Source organism: Pseudoalteromonas sp. SG43-6 (assembly GCF_014164365.1).
Classification (GTDB): Bacteria; Pseudomonadota; Gammaproteobacteria; order Enterobacterales; family Alteromonadaceae; genus Pseudoalteromonas; species Pseudoalteromonas rhizosphaerae.
Genome location: NZ_JACJEZ010000018.1, coordinates 13,841 through 30,442, shown reverse-complemented (window position 1 = coordinate 30,442; position 16,602 = coordinate 13,841). Strand labels below are relative to the sequence as shown.

Genomic DNA, 16,602 nt, shown 5'->3' with positions numbered 1-16,602 from the left:
AAATCTAGCGTCTTTTTTTCTAAATTTCTGCGGCGGCTTACAATTACCGTGATTAATAAACGCTATTTTCCCTACTTGCATGCAAATTTAGATTAAATCCGTTACACCAATTTTAAATACCTAACTCACTGACTCACACATAACTAACTATTAATGGCTGGTCGTTTAACTTTGATTCTAAGCGCACTTTAAATCTGTTTTATATTAGCTGACTTTGAGCATTGCTCATTTACACACAACTATATGGTTGAACTATGGTCCTAGCTCTACGATCATTCGTTCGTGTATTTGCTCAATTGTACGTGACAGCTCGTTTAGTATATTCACAGGCAAGTGCCCTAGCGTAAGATGCGTTTTTTATTGCTGACTATCTGGTAGCGACTTTTTAAGCGTCAACTACGGCTTGATTATTTATGACCAGTAAACACTTCGCTTATTTATAAATTGTTTTAGCTTACATAGCTACAATGTTAGCGTATGAAGAATTAGTAAAATCACAGGAGTAATTTGTTTTGATGGGAATTAGCACGAATAAAATACGGTATGCGTCCCCTAATAAAGTTATTGATATTCAGGCTGATAAACGTGTGTTTGTGATTGGTGATTTAGATGCTGATTATAATAAATTTCTACAAGCCATCCATTCAGTAAGTTTTGATCCGCACGCTGATGTACTAATTTCATTAGGTGATGTTATCGACCGTGGCAATGATAGTTTAAAGTTGTTAGATACCTTTTCACAGTTGGGTGTCTATATGGTCTTGGGTAACCATGAGCATATGATGCTCGAGGCACTTGCTAAAGATCAACAAGCGTATGACTTATGGATAAAAAATGGCGGTCTATGGCACAAACATAGTGATAAAAATAGCCTACTAAATGCCTGTAATAAATTAATATCATGCCCACTATCAATTTTATTGAACTACCAAGGCGAAAAAATTGGTTTGTCGCATACTTTAGCTACATGTTGGGATTGGCAGCAACCTATGAAAGTAAATGCTCAACTGATCAGTGACTTATTATGGGATAGACAAATAACGCAGAGTAAAAAACTGGTTCAAAACCTTGGCGTGCTGTTCTCTATTCATGGACATAACGCAACCGCTAAGCCATATTAGATCGAAAATACGTACCATATTGATACCAATTATTTAGGCGGGAGCCCTACAATTGTTGAGTTAAGTGAATTAATCAAAAATTTTAAAACGTTGATAAATTAGTAACTTACAATTAGGCACTAGATAAATAAAATTACCAGCTAGTGCCCATATGTTTAATGCAGCGCTGCAGTAAATGGAATGTTTTTACATATTTCAGCTTCAGCGATAAGAATTTCTTCTAATCGTGCATCGACCTCATTTTTATCAAAATATTCATAAGCCAGCTCGACAAATAAGTTCTTATGTTTTTCTTCCGATTTAGCTATTGCCACATAAAAATCTTTTTCTTTGCCGATTGGTAATGCTTGTGCAACTAAAGAGAAACGCTCGTGTCCCCTCGCCTCAATTACGGCACCGACTAATAATCTATCCATTAAGAACTCGTCGCGGCCATTTCTAAAAATCGCGCGAATTTGTTTCACGTACGGATCTTTTTGGTCGTTGCCTAAGTTAACATCACGATCAAGCAGTAGCTTTAATACTTGTTTAAAGTGGATCATTTCTTCCAGTGCTAAATCTGTCATTGCTTTTACAAGCTTGCGGCGATCTGGATAATGCGACAACATCGACATAGCCATACCGGATGCTTTTTTTTCTGCAGCGGCATGATCTTGTAAAAAGGTGTCAAAGTCTGCCATCACAGCTTCGGTCCATGCAAATGGAGTGTGGTATTTTAATTCGAACATAAATATTTTACCTAAAAACTAATGGCGAGATTTTAACGCAATTGAACTACAAAATCTTGTTACAGCAATAATTTTTAATCACCTTGAGTAGTTACTTCCTATCAAGACGATGGGTATAGATATTTATCGATTTTACCATTTGCTGTTGAAGCAACTTTTAGTGGATGTTTTACTGCATTCCAAGCTGTTACTTTGCCACCAATATTCATTTTTTCAAACTCTGTCAGTTCAGTTTGTAATTGCAAAAAATCACAAAGCTGATTAAAACTGTTTGGATGGGCGATATCTATTGATAAAAAGTCAGCTGTTCGCTTAGCAAAATAGTTATGCGCAGCACTTTTGTGTTGCTCATAGCATTGTTGCAAATAGGCATCACTGTGTAACTCATCAACAGAAAAACGGCCAAAGGTATGCAGATAACAACGCTTAATATGAGGGTTGAACCCCCCATCCGCTCGCATCAAGTTGGTGTGCATTCTCAGTAATAATTGGCGAATTGAAGGCAGCCATTTATCTGCTTCTCGCTCTAAATAGATAAATTTAGCACCTGGATAAAGTGAATCTAAATATTCGTAATCATTAAAAATTGGGGTGTCAGCGATCACTTGCGCTTGGTTAAAACATTGCTTGGTATAGGCTGTATGGGCACAACTAAAACCAAGTTGTAAAAATGCATGGCATACACTGGTTGTGCCCGTACGAGGTAGGCCAATTATAAAGATTCTCTCTGACATTTAATAAAGGCGTGTAAGTAATAAGATAAACGCATTTAACACTATTATTAAGAAGGTTGTTAGCGCGCCAATTTGGCGATAGCGGAGATTTTTATCGACAATACCCAAATTATGAAATACGCGCCCTATCAGTAATGCTGCCCCAAATGCGTGGCAATAATGACTGGCTAAACCTTGATACTCGACTAAAAACAATAAAATAATTGCAAGAGGAACATACTCAATAAAATTACCATGCGCGCGCATGGCGCATTGCAGTTGTTGATTACCACCATCACCAAGTGAAATTCGTTCAGCTCGACGAACTTTAACTACGTTCATCGTTAAATAAATATAAAAAAGTGCTAATAAAGCAGCATATAAAGATACAATCACAATAAACCTAATTTTTATCTAAGTGTTTATAAAAACTTGTGTATTACCAAGTCTCCCTAATTATTGGTAGTACTATACAACTATTGTTATTTAAATAACAAATGATAATCAACCAGTACAGTATCAATGGCGTTTACTATTTATCCGATTAATCATGATGAAATATAAATAAAGTAACAACATCTTACCGCCCGCGATTAGAAGCCCATATATTATAGATTTTAAACCTGCAGCGGACAAAAAATACGTTCCTATTGGCACTGTTACTATTAATAATTAGACCTGCAACAAAGTTTGTTGTTAAGCTTACTGCATAAACTAGCTGTTGTTGGTGCAACAACTAAGTCATCTTAGGGTTCATATATGTTTACTCCGCGAAAATTTGCCGATAATTACCGAGAATTAGTCAGTAGTATTGGTTTCTATCCATCGTTATTATCGGTGATATTTTTATTGTTTGCAGTACTTGTTACCACAACAGAGTACACCTCTTTTGTTATGGAGCTTAAGTCGCTGCTTGAGGTACTATTGGTTGATAGCGAAGAAAATGCACGAACGATTCTAAGTACATTAACGGGTAGTATTATTTCGCTAACTGTTTTTAGTTTTTCTATGGTTATGGTGGTACTAAATAGTGCCAGCGCAAGTCTATCACCAAGAGTATTACCGGGGCTTATAACGCGTAAATCACATCAACTTGTTTTGGGTTTTTATCTCGGCAGTATTATTTTTTCAATCGTTATGCTGATCAACATCCGTACTATGGATAATGGTGAAATAGGAATTCCTTCATTGGGCATACTTTTTTCACTTGTTTTTGGCCTGATATCGTTAGGCTTTTTTGTATTTTTCATCCATTCAATTTCAAGGGCTATTCAAGTCGATAACGTATTAAACGACTTATATAAGAATACTAAAAATGAATTGAAATCGATTATTAGCATGCAAAAAGATAACCCTATCGATGTATTTCCTAACTTTGACGATTGGTCGAGTATTTCAAGTAAAACAGAAGGTTACTTTAAAGGCGTGAATAGCGATAAACTATGTGCCCTTTGCCAACAACATGATATAAAAATTTATGTTGTAGTTAAGCAGGGTTTTTTTACTGTTGAAGGCTATCCGTTTTTAAAATGTAATCATGATTTATCTGATAACGTGCAACTCCTTGAAGATCTACTTAATTGCTTTATTTTTTATATCGAAGAATATGTAAGTGACAATTATAGGTTTGGAATGACACAGATTTCAGAGATTGCAGTGAAAGCGATGAGCCCGGGTATTAACGATCCTGGTACTGCGGTAAAGGCGATCGATATGCTCAGTATTTTACTCATTGATCGATTAAGCATATATAACGTTAATTACTCTTTAAAACATAGTGATGATAAACAGCCACTGTTATATTTCCATGAAACATCATTTGATGAATTATTGCATGATAACTTCACGCCAATCCGCAACTATGCAAAAAGTGATGGTTATGTGATGAATAATGTACTCGAAGCGTTCAAAAACATTTTGTTCAGAACCCACCAGAACAGTAAAGCAGCGCAGAGTCTATTTACTTATTTAGATGCTATTATCGATGATGTAAATGAGAATATTAGTAATCAGTATGATCGCGACCAAATAATTAATATGCTTAATGCTATCGCGAGGATCTCCCCTGAAATGGGAGATAAATTGGTGGCGAAATTTCGCCACCAATGAGTTGAGTGTTAATTTTTAATTAAATAAATTGCATAACTGTCTGCTGAAATTGTGATTTCGCCAGCATGATAGGCATCAGGTACGAAATTGCCTGAATTACTGTCTGACAGCATGGTTTTTTCAGCACGCATGTAAGGTTGAGCTGATACGTTCATAGGGGCATTTGAAGCACTATACAAACCTTTGAGTTCTACGTCGTATTCAGCTGCAAATTCTTTTGCCGCTGATTTTGCATCTGCAATTGCCATTTTTTGCACTTTCTTTTGCAATGACTCGTAACGACTCGATGTGAACTCAGTTTGATTTATTTCATTAATGCCTGCGTTCACTAAACTTTGCAGCAGTAATGGATATTTTGTTACATCCGTCAGTGTGAGTGAAAGTGTGCGACTAACTCGGTAACCAATAAAGTCTTGTTTACCTGTTTCACGGTTGTATTGATTTTCTCGGTTAATTGAGATTTGTGAACCATAAATACTTTTTTCATCAATCCCCTGCTGCTTTGCTAATTTAATCGCTTTAGCCATAGTTTGATCAGCTTTTTGTTTAGCGCTCATCAAGTCCTTATCAACTTCAACAATTGCAACGCCTAACTTTACATTATCGGCAATAGTGGAGATTTGCGCTTGGCCTTGAATATAAATGTGTGGGGCATCTGGTGTACTGGCTGCAAATACATTGAAACTTAGAGTCGCGGCTAACAATGGTAAATAACGCATACATATCCTTAATAGTTTTAATAACGTTATTAGATACCGTACGCGGTTAATTTAAAATGAACAAGCATAAAAAAACAGGCCGAAGCCTGTTTCTAGATAATTTACTAGTTAATCAGCAGTGATCACTTAGATACTACAACGTTTGTAATTACGGTATTTTGGTAACCAGTAATTTCTGTCAATTGCCGCCCATAACATATCATCGCTGATCTCAAGTGCAGCCCCCTCTTCGATGGCTTTTTTAGCCACCCCAAAAGCAATGCGTTTACTCAGTGTTTCAATTTCTGTTAGTGCAGGTAATAAACTCCCTTTACCGGTATTAGCTCGAGGTGATGATTCTGCCAATATTTCACTCGACACCATGAGCATTGCATCAGTAATACGGGTGGCCTTCGCCGCAATGACACCTAAACCAATACCAGGGAAAATATAGCTGTTATTACATTGTGGGATTACAAATGTTTCACCGTCATAAACAACCGGTGCAAATGGGCTGCCAGTTGCAACAATCGCTTTGCCTTGTGTCCAATTGATCACATCTTCCGGCAGTGCTTCAACTTGCTTAGATGGATTACTTAACGGGAAAATAACGGGCTGTTCGCATCCATTATGCATGGCGCGAATAACTTGCTCAGTAAATAAACCAGGTTGCCCTGATACACCAATGAGAATATCAGGAGCTGTGCAGTGCATCACATCTAGCAATGATGCGTATTCACCGCTGTATGTCCAATCAGCTAATTTATCTGTAGGTTGAGCAAGTGCTTGCTGGAAGTCGCGCAGTCCTTCCATACCTTGAGTTAACAAACCAAAACGATCAACCATGAAAACTTGGCTGCGAGCTTGTTCGTCAGAAATACCTTCCGACACCATTTGCGTAATGATTTGCTCGGCAATACCACAACCTGCGGAGCCTGCGCCTACAAACACTACTTTTTGTTCTGATAATTGTTCATTCTTCACACGACATGCAGCAAGCAACGAACCAACTGTAACCGCTGCTGTGCCTTGAATATCATCATTAAAACTGCAAATTTCATCACGGTAGCGTTTTAATAAAGGCATCGCATTAGGCTGTGCAAAGTCTTCAAATTGTAATAACACATTTGGCCAACGACGCTTAACGGCTTTAATAAATAGATCTAAAAATTCATCGTATTCATCTTGTGCAATACGTTTATGGCGAGCACCCATATACATAGGATCGTTTAATAACTTTTCGTTATTCGTTCCTACATCAAGCATAACCGGTAGCGTATAGGCTGGGCTTATACCACCACAGGCGGTATAAAGTGATAGTTTACCAATTGGAATACCCATGCCACCAATACCTTGGTCGCCTAAACCAAGAATACGTTCACCATCGGTAACAACGATAACTTTTACTTTGCCTTTGGTCGCATTACGTAAAATATCATCGATTTGATAACGATCTTCATAAGAGATAAATAAACCGCGCGCGCTACGATAAATATCTGAGAATTTTTCACAGGCATCACCCACGGTTGGGGTGTAAATAATAGGCAACATTTCTTCAAGATGGTCACGCACTAAACGGTAGTAAAGTGTTTCGTTGTTATCTTGGATGGCGCGTAAATAAATGTGTTTATTTAGGTTGTCTTTAAAACTTGAATATTGTTGATAACAACGTTCAACCTGCTCTTCAATCGTTTCATAGCGTGGAGGCAGTAATCCCGCAAGGTTGAAACTTTCACGCTCTTTTTGAGTAAATGCACTGCCTTTATTTAAGAGTGGCGTTTCGATCAGACCAGGGCCTGAGTGATGAATATAAAGATAATTTGGGTCAGTATTTGTAGTCATAAGTCCAAGCTTAACGAAGTCTTTAAGTTACGATCTGTCATTATTACTGTTGAATATTAAAAAGCAATGATATTCAATCTTGTCAGACCATTAGGAGAAAATAAGGCGTGTGTGCTTAACACACACGTAAAAGTAGATTGTACATTAAATCACGATGTCAATTAAGGCTTATTCACTGGCATTTCGTGCTCTTTAAGAACAATACTTTGCTCACTTAAAGCGATCCCTTCGCGGCGAGGATCTGCGGCACCAAATAAAGTGCCATTAACGACTTCAACCGCATGCAAGCCAGAGTTTAAATCGACGACTTTTACTGTATGACCCCGCTTTTGTAAATCAGGAATAATTGCCTCGATAGCGGTGCCTTTTTCAATACTAGTGTAATTATTATTACGATTAGTAATTCTTGGCAAGTCAATGGCTTGTTGAGCAGTTAGTTGCCAATCTAATACGCCAATAACCACTTGCGCGACATAGTCGATAATTCGGCTACCGCCAGGTGAGCCGACCACTAAGCGTAAACTGCCATCGTTATTAAACACCATCACCGGTGACATTGAGCTGCGCGGGCGTTTACCTGCTTCAACGCGGTTGGCTAATAATTTGCCGTTTTTGCGCGGCGACAAAGCAAAGTCGGTTAATTGGTTGTTTAATATATAACCGTTCACCATAACCGTTGAACCAAACGCCATTTCTATTGAGCTGGTCATTGATACCGCGTTCCCTTCACTGTCAACAATAGATACATGGGTAGTAGATGGCAATTCATACGCATCATCTTGTGCGTAACTTAGTAATGGACGAGGCTGCCCTGCATAGGCTTTTTCATCTCGCTCACTTATTAATTTTGTTCGTTGCTCGATATAGCGTTTATCGAGTAGCTCATTAGTAGGAATATCTGCAAAATCAGGGTCGCCCATATACACATTACGATCCGCAAAAGCGAGTCGCGATGCTTGGCTAAAATAATGCAGGGCTTGTGCCGAATTAGCTTTAAATTGACCCATGTTCTTATCTTCAAGCAAAGCGAGAATTTGTAACACCGCGACTCCGCCACTGCTCGGTGGTGCCATGGAACATACTTTATAACTGTGGTATGGGGTGCAAACTGCATCACGTTGTTTACTTTGATAATTAGCTAGATCGGTTAATGCTAAAGTACCTGGCGCAACAATAGAATGAGTGACCGCAGCAACCATTTGCTTAGCGTTATCGCCTTTATAAAAAGCATCAATGCCTTTACTGGCGATTTTTTTGTAAACTTCAGCAAGTGGTTGGTTTGTTTTAACAGTGCCAACAGCAAGCGGTTTACCATCTGGAAAAAAATAATCACGGATCACTGGAAGTGTTGTCACCCCAGGATTTATTTGTTTGGCTAATAAAGCATGTAAACGCGGCGATACTACAAATCCTTGTTCAGCAAGTTCTATGGCCGGTTTAAACAGCTCTGCCCATGCAAGTTTGCCATATTGTTGATGCGCTTTAGCGAAGGCATGCAATAAACCAGGTACACCCACTGAACGGCCGCCAACCACTGCTTCAATCCAAGGTGCCGCGTTACCTTTTTCATCTAAAAACAATGTTTCGTCAGCATTACTTGGCGCTGTTTCGCGGCCATCAAAGCTGGTTAGCTTATTATGACCTTTGTCAAAATGCAGCATAAAAGTACCACCACCGATCCCGGATGATTGCGGCTCGACCAAAGTCAGCACTAATTGTGTTGCAATGGCAGCATCAACAGCACTGCCGCCCTTAGCGAGTATGGTTTGTCCAGCTTTAGCAGCATAGGGGTTTGCCGCAGCAACCATATACTGCTGACCGGTGACATGTTGCTTAAGTTGATGGCCAGTGGCGGCTTCTGGCTCGCGTACTTCCCGTGGTGTTTGAGTGGCTAAAACCGGTAAAGTAAAAAGAGTTAAACTAAAGACGACGCTGGTTTTAAAAGGTAAAAACATAAAAAGACCTTAATTGCATTGAGATGTTTGGCATCTTAAAGTTAAACGGGCACAATATGCAAAATTTTGCTGTAAAAATAAGAATAAAATGGTCAATTTACCACTTCAACCCCGATATATTTTACCCCCGCTGTGTTTAATGGCATTAAGCGCCCTATTTGCAGCGTTTAATTTAAATGATGTTTTAGAGTTTAATCGCCAGCTCATTGACCAAGGCCAAGTTTGGCGTTTGATCACGAGCCAATATGTGCATGCTAACTGGGCGCACTTAGCATTAAATTGTGCCGGTATCGTACTGATATGGGCGTTACATGCTGAGCATACAAAACCGACGCAATATGCATTGCACACCTTATTTTTGGCTGCTTGGTGCGGTATTGGGGTTTACTTTTTTTGTCCTGACATTCACATTTACACCGGATTGAGTGCACTACTGCATGGTGTCATTGTATGGGGGGCAATCAAAGATATTGAAGTTGGCATGAAAAGCGGCGGTTTATTGTTTATCGGTATTTGGCTTAAAATTACTTATGAACAATTTCATGGCCCCAGTGCTGAAGTGAGTAAATTAATTGCCTCTCGGGTTGCTGTTGATGCTCACTTAATAGGTGCAATTGGCGGAATAGTACTCGCAACGCCACTGCTGATAAATTATATAAAAAAACGCCAAGCATAAGCTTGGCGTTGTCTAAAAATTTAGTGCTTATAAACTTTCTTTAAATAGTTTATGAATACGACGGTATTCATCTAACCAACTAGAAGGCTGTACAAAACCATGTGGTTCGACTGGAAATATAGCCGTTTCAAAGTTTTCTTTTTCAAGCTCAATTAAACGCTGTACTAAGCGTACTGAGTCTTGGAAAAACACATTATTATCAACCATAGGGGCGTTGATCAATAAGCGGTTTTTAAGTCCCTGCGCATAATATATAGGCGAACTTTTTTCATACGCAATTGGATCAACATCTGGGTGATTTAAAATGTTTGATGTGTATGGACCATTATAGTGTGCCCAATCGGTAACTGGACGAAGCGCAGCCCCTGCTTGAAATAAATCAGGCTGAGTAAATAACGCCATAAAGGTCATAAAGCCACCATAAGAGCCGCCATATGTACCCACAGCACCGGTATCAACATTAGCATTTTCAGCCATCCATTTAACACCATCGGCTAAGTCTTCAATTTCTGGGGTACCCATTTGACGGTAAATCGCCGTACGCCAATCACGTCCATAACCTTTTGATGCGCGATAATCCATGTCCATCACTACATAACCTTCAGAGGCTAGTAATGAATGAAACATAAATTCGCGGAAGTAACCTGACCAACCCATGTGTGAGTTTTGTAGATAACCTGCGCCATGGTTAAAAATGATCGCTTTGCGGTTTTTGCCGCTCTCACCTTCTACATAGTCTGCTGGGTAATATACTTTAGCGTATACCGGTTGTTCGGTATGACTTGACGGTACCGCAACAATTTTAGGCGCAATTAATTGTTTTGCTAAAAATTCACTCGATACTGTATGAGTTAGCTGCGTTGCAGTTGTATTCGCTTTTGCATCAGCAACATATAACTCTGGTGGAGCCATGATTTTGGAATGTGTTAACAATAATTTGCTTTGATCAGGGCTTAATTTATAGTCGGTCATACCGTCTAAGTTGGTTACTTGCTCTGATTTTGCCGTTTGTGGATCAACGCGGTAGATTTCATATAGACCAGGATGCTCAACATTGGCTTTGTAATAAATTGCACTGTCGTCATCTGTTAGTGTGAGGTTCGATACGACAAACTGGCCTTTGGTAAGTTGTGTTGCTTTACCATTGAGTGGTTTTTTATATAGGTGGCTATAGCCAGTTTCTTCAGATAAATAATACAAGGTATCTGAATTATTTAACCAGCCAAAATCGTTATAAGCATAGTTAACCCATGCATCATCGTGTAAACGGTGTTGTGAAACAAGTTTTGAATTTTCAGCATCAACAGTAGCTAACCAACGGTCTTTGTTATCCCATGCTTCAAGCATAATCGCGACTTGCGTGCCGGCTTTGTTCCAGACGATAGCACTTTGATCCCATCCCCAATCCATCATTAGGTTGATAGCACGAAGTTCTTTTTTAGATTCATATGTTTTGCCGTCACGGGCATAGTTTTCTTTTTTAACTGAAGCTAGCACGTCTTCATCAAAACCAGGTAAGGTATCAAATGCGAGTGCTGTTTGCGTTTGCTCAGTTAAATCTATGTAGATAACTTTCGAGGTTTGTGGTTTTTCATCAGCAACACGACGACGTACTTTTTCAGCTTTTACCCGTGCATCATCAGCAATATAGTTTGGCATGATGTCGGCTTCATCTCGCCAAGGTCTGGCTTCTGTGACAACAGCAATTAAGGCTTTACCATTTGGTGATAACTGCACATCGGCTAACTCATTGCCTTTACCTAAGTAAAACTGAGCATTGGCAATTGAACTATTTTGCTGGTTGAGTTGCTCTTTGCGCGCTTGTTTATCTTTTTTATTTTTATGGGTCAGCGCAATGTAATCAATCAGTTTATGCTGTTCTTTAGCGATGTAAGTTTCAGGCTCTGTAACTCCTTTTGGTGCATCGCTCAAATGAAGATTTACAAGCTCAGCTTGCAGTCCCGTTGCCAGATCTACTTTATAAAAAGTGTTTCCTTGACGATAAGCTAAATTACCATCAGTTAAAAATTGCGGTTTAGATTGTTTAGCACTGTCGTGAGTAATTTGTGTAATTGCACCTGTATTGATGTTCTTTACAAATACATTACCTTCAAACACATAAGCTTGCTGTGAACGATCCGCTGAATAAACAGCATCACCAGCCCCTAATGTATGCAACTTATTTAACGCTACTTGGCTTGCAGCTTGGCTATCAACAGCTTGTGTAAATAAGTCTCGAAGCTCATTACCTTGTTGTTTTTGCGCATAGACAACTGTTTTTGAATCAGTAGCCCAAAACGCACGCTCTGCTTGGCGGCCTAACCAATCAGGATGAGCCATTGCTTGCTCAAGTGTGATTGCGCTGCTGCCTGTATCAGCAGGCGTTACAACAACGCTGGCAACAGTTGATTGTGGTTGCTCTGTAGGGGTAGATGCGGTTGATTGACAACCGGACAACATAACGCTGGACGCGACGGCAAGTGCAATTAAGGTTTTTTGAGTAGAAGATTTAAAAATCATAGGGCTTCTGTAAGGTTATTGTAATTCCCCCAATTTAAGCAGAAGCACCTATGTAATAGCAATTATTTCAGACAAACAGCCAAACTTTGCTGTTTAATAACCAAGTTACTTTATAGAAATATCTAACCACACCATGCGATGATCTGACGATGCATTACGATCTTTAATTAACCGGTACAACTCGCTACTTTTAGTTGGCCAAAATACCCCACCATCATGGACTTCAATGCCATAACTTGAAGGCAAAACATAATCTGCACGAGCTTGCCAGTTTGCAGTGTAAGCCGCAGCATACTTTTCACTGTAGCTGGTTTTAGCGCCCTTACTGGTTGGTGTAAATTTGCTGTTTATTAATGAATTTTTTAAAAGTTGATCCGTTGTATCTGGGCGTTTTTTATCTCCTTCAGGAGCCGCATTTAAATCTCCGACTATAACAAATCGTGATTTTTCAGCTAACCCGCCTTTGACACCATGATCGTCATAGAGGTAATCTGCGCTGGCGATATAATCTTTAATCAAACGTACTTCATCATGATTACGTAAGCCGTTTCTATCTTCAGCACCATCAAATACAGGAGGCGTTGGGTGCGATGCAATAACGTGCAGCGTTTTACCTTTTACAGTAACCGGAATATCCCAAAACGATTTTGAACTGAGTCTCAAAGCTTGCCATTCTTCGTTGTTATACCAATTTTCACCTGTAGTTGGATCAATTGGCATTTTAGCATTTGGCATATCTTTGTATTTAAAGGTTTGTAAGGTACGAATTTTATCAAAATCAATTGGGTAGCGAGATAAGACGGCCATGCCATAATGGCCTTCAAAAAAGCCAAAACCAAATGCATCCCCTTTAATACCAGTTGCTTGGCCGTCATTATCTAGATCAAATGGCGTTTTCAAACCTGTGTTTACTGGGCCAACATAGCTGTACGGATAATCTATAGCGGGCTGTTTATTTTGGCTTTTAGCAAGGTAGTGCGTTTTAAAATAATCAATGCCTTGCGCTTTGCTGACATAATCAAATTCATTTAATAATAAAATGTCAGGGCGAATACGTTGAATTATCTCGGCAATATTTTTGATTTGTGGATGATCACTTTGTAATGCATTTACCAAACCTTTGGCATCAAGGGGTTTATCATTTTCAGCATAATTTGTTGCATCCATGCTCACATTAAACGTGGCTACACGTAAAGATGACGCGGCCAATGCTGAGTTAGAAAAACCACTGATTAATAGGCACGCTAATGTGGCGATAGAAAACTGCTTCTTCATACGATATATCCATCTAAAATTAATAACAAAATGACACTACTTACGACTATCCATAAAATAATTGCCATTATAAAGGGCTTTAGTCCTGCTTGTTTTAATACAGCCAGTGATAAGCCACTGCCAATTAAGAATAAAGTCATTACCAATAGTTGCTTTGCTACGGTGTAGATCAGCTGCCAGAGATCTGTAAATTGAGGCAAATACGTATTGATCAATGCAGCAGCTAAAAAACCAACAATAAATAAAGGAATGCTGGCCTTTTCTTCTGAGCGCCAAAAGACACCTGCAATCGTAGTGTAGGGAATGATCCACATCGCACGTGTGAGCTTAACTGTTGTAGCAATACTTAGTGCCACAGCTCCATAAGCTGCTGACGCCCCTACTACACTGCTGGTATCATGAATAGCTAACGCTGCCCATAAACCAAATTGGTGTTGGCTTAAACTAAAGTAATGACCAATGGTTGGAAATAGTAGCAAACCGACACCGTTTAATAAAAACACTACACCAAGTGCAACCGCTACTTCGTGATCTTTAGCTTTAATTACCGGCGCCATTGCTGCAATCGCACTGCCTCCACAAATAGCCGTACCGAATGATATTAATACACCTGTGTTACGATTTAATTTAAAGACTTGCGTTAAAATTTCACCAAGACCAATGATCGCTGTAATACTGACTATGGTCAGTACCAGCGAACTGCGACCAACTTCAATCACCTGATTAAAATCAACAGCAAAACCTAAGCCAACCACCGCGGCTTTGAGCATCCATTTACTTGCCTTTTGGGATAGCTCTGCAAATGGATTACCGAGCAAAATTGCAAACATCGCGCCACAAATTAGGGCACTACCACCACCAATCAAAGGGGTGATACACAGGACAAAACAAAGCAGGTATAGAGGCTTTTTAATCCGATCAGACACAGACAAAATAATCCCTTCGTTACGAGCGCACAATCTTTGTAGTGAGCTTATGCACAACTGGCGCTACAAGAATTACGGTAGGAAATGCGACACAAAATGCAAAAGCCCACGCCGCTAACCAAATAGAAACTATGTTATCAATTAAACCAACATTAAAAATTGAAATTACCAATGACATAAAACCAGACATAAATAATGCCATGAAAAAAGCGAATACCACGGTTCTGTATTTAGCGCTAATCATAAAACCATTCCTCAAGTAAAAAGCCGAGATAAACTCGGCTTTTTTAGTTAATTTAAAATCAACGCGGTGCTGGCCGCTAATACGCCGGGATAATCTTCCTCCGGAAGATACTCCGACAATTGTGCTAAGCGTTCACCTAACTCATGAAGGTTCGCAGCAGATACATTAATATGGCCCATTTTACGACCAGGCTTTGCTGTTTTACCATACCAATGACTCGTAACCTCAGCAATGCTTAGTACTTGCTGAGGAATCGCGGCTTGTCCGAGCACATTCACCATTGCCGTAACACGCTGTAATTGTGTGCTACCTAATGGCAGCCCAGAGACTGCACGCATATGATTTTCAAATTGACTGCAATGCGCGCCTTGTTGGGTCCAATGACCAGAATTATGAACCCGAGGAGCAATTTCATTGACCAATAACTGCCCTGCCACATCGAAAAACTCAATCGCCAATACACCAACGTAATCAAGCTCATTAGCCAATTTATTAAATGCATCTTCAGCTTGTTGTTGAATCACAGATTTTTCTTTACCGGCGATAGATAAGGTTAAAACACCATTGGTATGCTGGTTTTCAGTAAGTGGGTAAATAGCGGTATTACCTCTTTTATCGCGAACACCTATGATTGATACTTCACGATCAAATGGGATCATTTGTTCGGCAATAATAGTGTGTGGCGCGGATTCAGTACCGGAGGCAATAAAATCAGCCATTTGTGACCATATCTGCTCAATTTGATCATCTGATTTTAAACGCCACTGGCCTTTTCCATCGTAACCGGCTTGACAGGTTTTGATCACTAATGGCTTACCCAAGCTAGCAACGGCTTGTTCTAAATGGGCTTTTTCAGTGATTAACTGATATGGTGCGCACTTAACCGCGGTTTTACTTAGTAATGCTTTTTCTAGGGCGCGATCGCCACCCGTTTTAATCGCGGCTTTACCCGGATAAAACTTTTTGCTTGCACAGCATAGCGTTAGCACATCATCAGGAATATGCTCAAACTCAGCAGTGATCGCATGAGCATCTACAATGGCTTGCTCTAACGTTGTAGTATAGATTTGCCCAGTTAATGGGTGAACAATTTTTTTACTACCAACATCATACGCAACCACATTTAAATTCAATGGCGCACCAGCTAAACACATCATACGTGCTAATTGGCCGGCTCCTAAAATTAAAATAGTCATATTACTCTGCTGGATTTGGGTTAGCTAAAATAGTTTCGGTTTGTTCTTTACGGAACGCTTCAACTTTGGCAAATATCTCCGGTTGCTGACAACCTAAAATCTGTGCAGCTAATAATCCTGCATTTGCAGCACCAGCTTCACCAATTGCTAATGTACCTACCGCAACACCTTTTGGCATTTGGCAAATCGACAGCAATGAATCAATGCCATTTAACGTTTTAGACTTAACCGGCACACCTAATACTGGTAACGATGTGAAAGCAGCGGCCATACCTGGTAAATGCGCTGCACCACCGGCACCGGCAATAATTACTTTAATACCACGTTCTGCTGCTGAACTTGCGTAATCAGCGAGTAGTTGAGGAGTACGATGAGCCGATACAACTTTAGTTTCGTAAGCGATGCCAAATTTATCTAGCATGATCGCCGCATGTTCCATAGTTGGCCAATCTGACTTGGAACCCATAATAATGCCAACAGTCATAAATACTCCTCAGTAATGGTTTTAATACCTATAGCGGACTTATGTCCGCATTAAAGGCGGTCATTATACACGTATTAATTGTTAAATTGCGAATATCGAGTAACAAAAAAGCCAT

General features: G+C 39.6%; 15 protein-coding genes. 3 read left to right on the top strand and 12 right to left on the bottom strand.

The window, feature by feature from the left end; all coding sequences use genetic code 11:
* The first annotated feature begins 515 nt into the window (after positions 1-515).
* The gene (locus H5201_RS09470) at positions 516-1,121 is read left to right on the top strand and encodes a metallophosphoesterase (RefSeq protein WP_182784378.1); all 606 of its coding nucleotides are present in this window, start codon (positions 516-518) and stop codon (positions 1,119-1,121) included.
* A 155-nt stretch (positions 1,122-1,276) separates the two neighbouring features.
* Here H5201_RS09470 and H5201_RS09465 read toward each other — a convergent pair whose 3' ends face one another.
* The 3 genes from H5201_RS09465 to H5201_RS09455 form a co-directional block, all read right to left on the bottom strand.
* Positions 1,277-1,849, bottom strand: coding sequence for a tRNA-(ms[2]io[6]A)-hydroxylase (locus H5201_RS09465; protein WP_149981156.1), 573 nt, complete (start codon positions 1,847-1,849; stop codon positions 1,277-1,279).
* Between the two features lie 101 nt (positions 1,850-1,950).
* The gene (locus H5201_RS09460; protein WP_182718846.1) at positions 1,951-2,583 is read right to left on the bottom strand and encodes a sulfotransferase family protein; all 633 of its coding nucleotides are present in this window, start codon (positions 2,581-2,583) and stop codon (positions 1,951-1,953) included.
* Entirely contained in the window at positions 2,584-2,958 is a 375-nt protein-coding gene (locus H5201_RS09455) for an MAPEG family protein (protein ID WP_182718847.1), read from the bottom strand.
* Positions 2,959-3,321: 363 nt separating this feature from the next.
* Here H5201_RS09455 and H5201_RS09450 point away from each other — a divergent pair, with 363 nt between their 5' ends.
* Positions 3,322-4,671, top strand: coding sequence for a DUF2254 domain-containing protein (locus H5201_RS09450; RefSeq protein WP_182740523.1), 1,350 nt, complete (start codon positions 3,322-3,324; stop codon positions 4,669-4,671).
* Between the two features lie 8 nt (positions 4,672-4,679).
* Here H5201_RS09450 and H5201_RS09445 read toward each other — a convergent pair whose 3' ends face one another.
* From H5201_RS09445 to ggt, 3 genes are all read right to left on the bottom strand, one after another.
* Positions 4,680-5,390: an SIMPL domain-containing protein gene (locus H5201_RS09445; protein WP_182740524.1), complete on the bottom strand. Its 711-nt coding sequence runs from the start codon at positions 5,388-5,390 to the stop codon at positions 4,680-4,682.
* A 126-nt stretch (positions 5,391-5,516) separates the two neighbouring features.
* On the bottom strand, positions 5,517-7,211 hold the full coding sequence (locus tag H5201_RS09440; RefSeq protein WP_182718850.1) for an NAD-dependent malic enzyme: 1,695 nt from the start codon (positions 7,209-7,211) through the stop codon (positions 5,517-5,519).
* A 161-nt stretch (positions 7,212-7,372) separates the two neighbouring features.
* The gene (ggt, locus tag H5201_RS09435) at positions 7,373-9,166 is read right to left on the bottom strand and encodes a gamma-glutamyltransferase (RefSeq protein ID WP_182784376.1); all 1,794 of its coding nucleotides are present in this window, start codon (positions 9,164-9,166) and stop codon (positions 7,373-7,375) included.
* A gap of 88 nt (positions 9,167-9,254) precedes the next feature.
* Between ggt and rrtA the strand changes: the two genes are divergently transcribed.
* Positions 9,255-9,842 (top strand): rhombosortase, encoded by a 588-nt coding sequence (gene rrtA, locus H5201_RS09430; RefSeq protein WP_182761833.1) that lies wholly within the window; start codon positions 9,255-9,257, stop codon positions 9,840-9,842.
* Positions 9,843-9,869: 27 nt separating this feature from the next.
* Here rrtA and H5201_RS09425 read toward each other — a convergent pair whose 3' ends face one another.
* The 6 genes from H5201_RS09425 to purE all read right to left on the bottom strand — a co-directional run bounded on the left by H5201_RS09425 (position 9,870) and on the right by purE (position 16,487).
* Positions 9,870-12,362 carry a prolyl oligopeptidase family serine peptidase gene (locus H5201_RS09425; protein ID WP_182784374.1) on the bottom strand — a complete coding sequence of 831 codons (2,493 nt, stop codon included), beginning with the start codon at positions 12,360-12,362 and terminating at the stop codon, positions 9,870-9,872.
* Positions 12,363-12,467: 105 nt separating this feature from the next.
* Entirely contained in the window at positions 12,468-13,637 is a 1,170-nt protein-coding gene (locus H5201_RS09420) for an endonuclease/exonuclease/phosphatase family protein (RefSeq protein WP_182784372.1), read from the bottom strand.
* Positions 13,634-14,569, bottom strand: coding sequence for a putative sulfate exporter family transporter (locus H5201_RS09415; RefSeq protein WP_220497158.1), 936 nt, complete (start codon positions 14,567-14,569; stop codon positions 13,634-13,636). The genes H5201_RS09420 and H5201_RS09415 overlap by 4 nt, the downstream gene beginning before the upstream one ends.
* A gap of 13 nt (positions 14,570-14,582) precedes the next feature.
* Positions 14,583-14,807 carry a DUF2798 domain-containing protein gene (locus H5201_RS09410; protein WP_145233348.1) on the bottom strand — a complete coding sequence of 75 codons (225 nt, stop codon included), beginning with the start codon at positions 14,805-14,807 and terminating at the stop codon, positions 14,583-14,585.
* Between the two features lie 47 nt (positions 14,808-14,854).
* On the bottom strand, positions 14,855-16,003 hold the full coding sequence (locus H5201_RS09405) for a 5-(carboxyamino)imidazole ribonucleotide synthase (RefSeq protein ID WP_182767442.1): 1,149 nt from the start codon (positions 16,001-16,003) through the stop codon (positions 14,855-14,857).
* A gap of 1 nt (position 16,004) precedes the next feature.
* The gene (gene purE / locus H5201_RS09400; RefSeq protein ID WP_145233343.1) at positions 16,005-16,487 is read right to left on the bottom strand and encodes a 5-(carboxyamino)imidazole ribonucleotide mutase; all 483 of its coding nucleotides are present in this window, start codon (positions 16,485-16,487) and stop codon (positions 16,005-16,007) included.
* Between the last annotated feature and the right edge of the window lie 115 nt (positions 16,488-16,602).